This window comes from Paenibacillus sp. P4_A7, assembly GCF_056402455.1.
Map to the genome: position 1 here is coordinate 1 of NZ_JBFUHJ010000288.1, position 7,185 is coordinate 7,185.

A 7,185-nucleotide genomic window follows, 5' to 3' on the forward strand; every position below is an offset into this window, starting at 1 on the left:
GCCCGAAATGTCATATGTTCGCTATGAACGCGCATCGCACGGCACGAAACGGAGGGATCGACAACTGGCATGTTGACGAAGAACTGTTCTTCCCGCTGCCGGAAGGCGTCGAATTCGACCCTCGGATGCAAATGCCTACGTATCTGATCACCTGCATCTATTATCTGGTCGATGTGACAGAAACAATGGGACCGACACAGGTGATTCCCGGCAGTCACAGGAGCGGTCAGGAGCCTGATCCGAATCAAAATCCTCCTATCTACAAGGGACAAGGACCAGTAACGATTTTGGCCAAAAAGGGGGATTGCCTGATTTTCACGGGGCAGACATGGCATCGCGGCGCGCGCAACGAGAGCGATGAGATGCGGATCGTGCAGCAGGTCATGTACGGGAAACGGTGGATCTCTCAGCGGTTTTATCCGTTTGTCAATTATCAGCTGCCGCAAGAGATCGTAGAGCGCTGGAAGGATCATCCCCAAATGAGCCGGCTGCTGGGCATGCACCAAAGAGGGCCCTACGGGTAAGCGCAAGAAAGAGGAAACTGCCTTATTAGAAGGATTTTTGGGACGAACATGATTTTTTTAGGAACAGGGGCTGCCTAAGGCTCGCCGTCGTACTTTTGCCGCTGTCAATTGTGCAACAGGATTAGAGTAGCAGGGGGCAGAAGTATTCGCAGCCGCCCATCGTTTCGTTTCGAATCGATGCAAACGAGCGATTAGGCGAAACAATGAAAAGCGAGCCATTGGTAAATAAGTTCATGATTTCATGTAAATGTATGCGGGCGAGCATCCCTAGTTCCATAGGTCCTATTCGTCCGCGGTCGATTGGTAATTAGAATGGAAATTGACCAATCAAACAAATCGTTTAAATGTGATGGTGATTGGATGTTATACAGTCAAAGCTAGAGCTACCTCCGTTAAGCGCTAACTTCGGTTTTGAACCTAAATTAACGTAACAAATGGTTTATGTCCTTAATAAGTGCCGGTCGTTGTAACCGTAACTTCATCCCTATTGGATGATTATTACGCTTCTTCGTTGGCGCTTTTTTGGTTTTTGGAGGAGGTAAGTTAGGCAAACTTAAAGTGCTTAAGGGTCATACTCTTTCTGGCGGGACCACTGCTCACCAAACAAGTTACTGACACGTATAATAACCCATCTGAAGCTAGAATAGCCTCTCGGTATTGGACGGTAATCGACGGGGTAAGGAAAGAGTGAGGTAAACTCACTATTTAATGAGGCTAATCTCATTAATACCAACCATGCAGGGTGCATCGTTCAGTATAGTGAGGTAAATCTCATTCCCCATGAGGGTAGCTTCATCGCTAGTGAGGTTTACCTCACTAATTCGGAAAACGAGAAACAGCTGTTTTTAAAAATAGTGAACCTAACCTCAGACTTATGGAGCTTATCCTCACAATTCAACGAAATTCACAACAAACATCCATTTTTTATTTCCGTCTGGAATTATGGCTGAAATAAAAGCCTCTCCGAAAGTGTGAGGAAGGCATAACTGGCGGAGCCAGGAAACCGTTGTCCCATCTGCTTTGTCATTTGCCGAGAGGCTATTAGATTCTAAGGAGGGAAGTAAGGTGATACTTGTTTCGGGTAGTAATTCGATACAACTCGATCCGCTAACGTTGACAGAGCTAGAGAGGAAGATTTTGCGGCAAAAGCAGCAAAGCTCTATTATTTATCGATATCCCTCAACAGATGCTTTAGAATTTGAACTCAAAATGAGGCTGCACATTGTTGAAGCCGCTAAGGCGCTTTATGCCAGCAGAGTAGACTTTGCTACATTTGCAAACTCGAGGAGCAATGAGCAATATTGGACACGTACCGATAATGGGGGTTTCCAGCTAAAAAGCGGCGTATTGCCTTCTGTAGGTATAAACGATATTTTCATAAATGGGCATCTATATGGATTTGAATGTGCAGGAGCAATTATCATTATGTTATATAAGGCGGTACTCGATACGGTTGGTGACGCTGTATTCAACACTTATTTTCCGAATCTGTACTTGAGGGATTGGCAGCACGACCGCGATTTGCAGCTTATTACAACCTATAATAAAGACGAAGCGTACGCAGGGGACGTTCTCTATTTCAAAAACCCTGGCCATGACAAGGACACGCCAGAGTGGCAGGGCGAAAATGTGATTATGCTGGATGACAATCTATATTTTGGCCATGGTATAGGAATCGAATCGGGACAGGATATCATTGCTGCGCTCAACCGAATGAGAGAGCCAGGTAGTACGATTTCCGCCTATTTACAGGACCTTGTTGTATCTCCGGACTTTGAGTATTTAAGGCAATTGTCAGCGCCGCGTATTCCTTCGGAGGAAGCACGATACGGCAGTGGTCAGACACCGATTGTAGTAAGTGTAGGCTCTAGTACGGTCATTTACAAACATGTGGATCTCTAACACAATGAAAGATGGAGTGCCAGTTTCCTGAAGGTTCGGGAGACCGGTACTTTTTTTTGGCAAAATAAAGCGTTCTACAGCTATTCGTTTGCTTGTTCTGCCAACCACGAATATAATGACCGTAGAACAAGAGTCAGTTCTAGTTAGGAGACAAATAATGAGAATTCATATATTGATAGCGGATGATAATCCTTCTATACGTGAACTGCTGCGTTTCGTATTGGGTAAGGAAGGCTTTACGGTGCTGGAGGCGGAGGATGGAGAGGAAGCGTCCCGCCTTTTGGAAAATGAGCAGGCTCATCTGGCGATTGTCGATGTGATGATGCCGGGGAAGGACGGTTTCCAACTGTGCAAAGAAATAAGAGAGCGATATGATATTCCCGTTCTCATGCTGACGGCAAGGGCAGGAATGGAGGACAAAGAAAAAGGATTTGATGCTGGAACAGATGATTACTTAACAAAACCGTTTGATCCGAAGGAGCTGCTCTTCCGTATGCGGGCGTTGTTGCGTAGATATAAGCTCGTTTCGTCGGAAGTAATTCGGCTTGGAAGTGTATCGATTGATCGGAGAGGATATGAAATTACGGTTGGAGAAACAGCTATGACACTGCCACTTCGTGAGTTCGAGCTGCTGTCGCAATTGGCCAGCCAGCCCGGGCGTATCTATACGAGGGAACAATTGATTCAATTGATTTGGGGCGCAGATTTTAGCGGAGATAGCAGAACGGTTGATGTTCATATCAAGCGGCTGCGTGAGCGGTTTGCGGACAGGCAGGCGGATTTTACGATAACGACGATTCGCGGGCTTGGCTACAAGCTGGAGGTGGGAGAAGGATGAAATCTCTTTATGTACGAATCGTTCTGACCTTTATGCTTATCGCTATGATTAGCAGCATCGTCGGGCTGGCGTTAACAAGCGTGTACTATCAAAATAGAATGCAATCCAACAATGTCAAAAAAATGGTCAAAATCGTTGAAAACATTGGATCCCTTTATGAGCATAATCCCCAAATGAATGTGGACGAATACATGACGCAAATCGCAGCGCTTGGCTTTCAGATCTATGTTGTGAATGAGAGCTTTGAGGGCAAAGTATATGGTTCTCCATTTAAGCATGGGAAACTAAGCGAGGAGCAGATCAAATCGGTTCTGAGCGGGACTGAATACCAGGGTATGGAGAAGAAAAAGGATCAGATTGAGCTTTTTACATTGTTCAAAAATAGTGTTGAGAATACAGCAGGCATACCATTGCAGACGAGTGCAGGCAATGTGGCGTTGTTTATTCGTCCTGATTTGCAGGAGCAAATTGGAGATGTGCGAATAGTTGGGGCCGCACTTATAGGATTTACCTTTGTCATAAGTCTGCTTCTCATATTATTTTTATCACGATTAATTGTTAGACCAATTAATCAATTGACGAAAGCTACCCAACAGATCGTTGCCGGGGACTTTGACGCAGGGCTTCAGCTTTCCCGCAAGGATGAGATCGGCTCTTTAGCACGTAATTTTGCACGGATGACGCAATCGATAAAACAGCTGGACCAAATGCGGCAAGAGTTTGTCGCCAACGTCTCACATGAGTTTCAGTCACCGCTTACTTCGATTCAAGGTCTAGTGCGGGCTGTTCTGAACAAGGAGACAACAGCTAAGCAGACTGAAGATTATTTAACTATTGTAGAAAAAGAAAGTATGCGTTTATCGGCTTTAAGCAAGCAGCTTCTAATGCTTGCCAGCCTCGATAAGGACAAGCAGCAGCTTCAAATAACGGGATTTCGGCTGGATGAGCAAATACGTCAACTATTGATTTCTTTGGAATGGCAATGGTCGGGTAAAGATCTGCAATTAGAGCTTGAGCTGCCTGAGGTAGTTATCAACGCAGACCATCAATTGCTCTATGAGGTGTGGATGAACCTGATTTCGAACAGTATCAAATTTTCAGAGTCAGGGCACAGTCTCTTTATAAAAATAACAGCTGGGGAAAGTGTGGAGGTTGAGATTAGCGATACGGGCAGAGGAATACCCGAGGAGGATCTTCCCTATATATTTGAGCGGTTTTATAAAGCGGATAAGGCGAGAAGCCGGTCGTCAGGGAGCGGGCTAGGACTTTCTATTGTTGACAAAATCGTCACCCTCCACAAGGGCACAGTCCGTGTTGAAAGTCAGCTCTCTGTGGGCACAGCGGTTATTGTTACCCTTCCATATTTTCCTTATTAGAGGGAAGCTTCATAGAGAAATACTTCTATCATTTCATATGACGCTGGCGCACGACTAGCAATAAGAGCAGTTTAGAAAAGGGATAAGCACGAAAATCGTGCTTACAGCAAGCATTCTGATCAATAAAATAGCTGTAAGCACCGAAACGGTGCTTACAGCTATTTTTTATCTGCTTATTTCTCCAGATTAGTTGGCTGTAGACCCGGAAATCGTGCTTACAGCCTACAGACTGACCAAAAAGTTAGCTGTAAGGGCAAAAACGGTGCTTAAGCTACTTCGTCCATGATTGGCCTAGTAGTTGTGCCGGTATCTGTGCTGGGACAGTGGGAAATCCGGAGGCTCGGAGTAAGGGTAGATGTCTTTTCCAGTTGCTCTAGAATAATAGCTTCTTTTCCGAAGCGATTCATTTAGTCGTGCGAATTAAACGTCGAGCACGGAATTGTTTGTATTGAAAATATATGGTGCAGCCAATGCAATAGCCTAAAATGGCTGCAAGCGCGGCAGTGCCCATCATTCCTGCAAATAGATAGCCTGCCAAATTCCAGCCAAGCAGAAAGCTAAGCAAGGAAAAAGTAAGGAAGCCTACACCAAGCGAGTTATTGAAACGTTGCAGTTCTGCAGCCTCTGTAGATGAATAGGTGATAAAGTTATGGATAATTGGGCGAGCCAGTATAATAAACAGGTTAGCTTTATGTCCGAATACGAGTCCAACTACTTGAATTAGCCATAAGACTGCTATTAGCCATGGTAATTGAAAGCTTATTGCCACTAGTAGCAGGGCAGCGATACCTATTTGATTACTTCGCACGTAAGGAATCGGAATTTCCTTCACTATCAACACCAACTTTCCTTATTGGATTTATGTAATTTAATAATAATGGATCACAGACGCTTTAGCAATGAGTAATTTCGTACTCACTTTGCAAGCTCAAGTGCTTCCCAGACTGCTTTCGGATTCAAGGGAACAACGCTTTTCTTTTGTGAATGGGGTCAAATTCCTGAGACATAAACTGACAAAAAGTTACTTTATCATACATTTTCATATATAATAGATTTGCAGTGATATAGTACTAATTTACCTTTTATAAGGTAGGTTACCAGTGAAACTAACAAGTATAGAAATGTTTAAGGATCTCACGAATATGGAGCTGGCTAAGCTGCTCGGCATGCTGGATAACAGCAATTAGCTGCAGGGAAAAGCCTATTCGAGCAAGGTGATATCGGCGATCAAATTTTTATTATAGAACGCGGAGCAATTGAACTTTTTGTAAGTTCAGAAGAAGGCATCAAGTGCTCGTTGGCAGTATTGGGCTATTACAGCACAGAGGGCAAAGCATTTACCCATCGTGGGCCCATAAGGTTGCGCTAGGATATGGTCTAGCTGTCCTGCTTGTGGCCGTTTTGTGTATTCCCTATTGGAAGTGGCTTCATCTCATACCCTAGCTAAGCGTTAATAGATTGGAGGTCCATAGCTTTGAAAATAAAGCTAGTACATATAATAGCTTTGCTGACAGCTGCAGCCATTCTTCTTATGTACAGAGGAACGCTAGACACAGTCGATTATTTCTTTCAGGACCGTGTGATGCAGAAGACTAGCGCCGCAGATACTCGAATTGCAATTATAGCCATTGATGAAGAGAGTATCACTGATTTTGGCAGCTGGCCTTGGAATCGCAATGTACATGCGCAGCTCATCAATACGCTCGCTGAAGGGGAGCCGGCTGTTATAGCTTTTGATGTCACGTTTCCATCTCCCTCCGCAGATGATTTGGAGGCGGATCAAGCTTTGATTGCTGCGGTACAGAACGCTGGTAATGTTGTGATGCCGATATATGGGACGTTTGCTCCTACTGCTAAGCAAGGCACAATGGCGGCATTGAAAATGTCGGAGCCTTTTGCAGAACTGCAGGAAGCGGCGGCAGCAGTTGGTCATATTAACACTATTCCAGATCGCGACCGCGTTGTGCGTAACTCTCTGTATCGTTTTATAGATGATGAAGGGCAGGAAGCTTATAGCTTCTCATGGGTTATCTATAACATGTTTATGGAACGCTCGGGCGAAGCAGTCGATGCAGATATGCTGCCGCTTGATGCATTTGGACGGTTTCATATTCCTTACACAGGAACGCCTGGAGAGTATGAAGCTATTCCGTATTCAGCCGTGCTGAGCGGCGATGTGCCTGCGGACTATTTTAAAGATAGAATCGTACTGATAGGTCCTTATGCACCTGGCTTTAATGATGATTATCCGACTCCCCTTAAAGTGAAAACCCCGATGTACGGAGTGGAGATACACGCTAATATTATTCAGGCTCTTCTGGAGAATGATCTTAAGAAGGAGCTCGATTGGAAATGGAATGCGGTTATCATGCTCATCACAGCCGCCGTTGCTTTCTTCTTATTCCGTAAGTTAAATATGCTTGTTTCCTTTCTGACTGTTGCAGCTATCATTGTTGTTTTTATTACTAGCAGCAGCTACTTATACAGTAAGGGCCTCATTATATCAATCGGTTATGTGATTCCGCTGCTCATTATTAGCTGTATT

General features: G+C 44.6%; 6 protein-coding genes and 1 pseudogene. 6 read left to right on the top strand and 1 reads right to left on the bottom strand.

The window, feature by feature from the left end:
- The 4 genes from AC1DWN_RS23835 to AC1DWN_RS23850 all read left to right on the top strand — a co-directional run.
- On the top strand, positions 1 to 524 hold a 524-nt coding region (locus AC1DWN_RS23835; RefSeq protein ID WP_477561384.1), incomplete at its 5' end, for a phytanoyl-CoA dioxygenase family protein.
- A 1,065-nt stretch (positions 525 to 1,589) separates the two neighbouring features.
- The gene (locus AC1DWN_RS23840; protein WP_477561385.1) at positions 1,590 to 2,426 is read left to right on the top strand and encodes a protein-glutamine gamma-glutamyltransferase; all 837 of its coding nucleotides are present in this window, start codon (positions 1,590 to 1,592) and stop codon (positions 2,424 to 2,426) included.
- A gap of 157 nt (positions 2,427 to 2,583) precedes the next feature.
- Complete coding sequence (locus AC1DWN_RS23845; protein WP_477561386.1) at positions 2,584 to 3,264, top strand: response regulator transcription factor; 681 nt, start codon at positions 2,584 to 2,586, stop codon at positions 3,262 to 3,264.
- On the top strand, positions 3,261 to 4,640 hold the full coding sequence (locus AC1DWN_RS23850) for a sensor histidine kinase (protein WP_477561387.1): 1,380 nt from the start codon (positions 3,261 to 3,263) through the stop codon (positions 4,638 to 4,640). The genes AC1DWN_RS23845 and AC1DWN_RS23850 overlap by 4 nt, the downstream gene beginning before the upstream one ends.
- A 403-nt stretch (positions 4,641 to 5,043) precedes the next feature.
- On the opposite strand, the gene AC1DWN_RS23855 is transcribed toward AC1DWN_RS23850, so the two are convergent.
- On the bottom strand, positions 5,044 to 5,472 hold the full coding sequence (locus AC1DWN_RS23855) for a DUF4395 domain-containing protein (protein ID WP_477561389.1): 429 nt from the start codon (positions 5,470 to 5,472) through the stop codon (positions 5,044 to 5,046).
- Between the two features lie 360 nt (positions 5,473 to 5,832).
- On the opposite strand from AC1DWN_RS23855, the pseudogene AC1DWN_RS23860 reads away from it, so the two are divergent.
- Together AC1DWN_RS23860 and AC1DWN_RS23865 are read left to right on the top strand one after the other, a co-directional pair.
- Positions 5,833 to 6,009: pseudogene (locus tag AC1DWN_RS23860) on the top strand (hypothetical protein); the annotation flags it as partial.
- Between the two features lie 105 nt (positions 6,010 to 6,114).
- Positions 6,115 to 7,185, top strand: a 1,071-nt coding sequence (locus tag AC1DWN_RS23865) for a CHASE2 domain-containing protein (protein ID WP_477561388.1), incomplete at its 3' end; no start/stop codon positions are given.

Excerpts from the sequence above, each read along its gene's own strand:
- AC1DWN_RS23850 (WP_477561387.1), top strand. The coding sequence starts at position 3,261 with ATGAAATCTCTTTATGTACGAATCGTTCTGACCTTTATGCTTATCGCT.
- AC1DWN_RS23845 (WP_477561386.1), top strand. The coding sequence starts at position 2,584 with ATGAGAATTCATATATTGATAGCGGATGATAATCCTTCTATACGTGAA.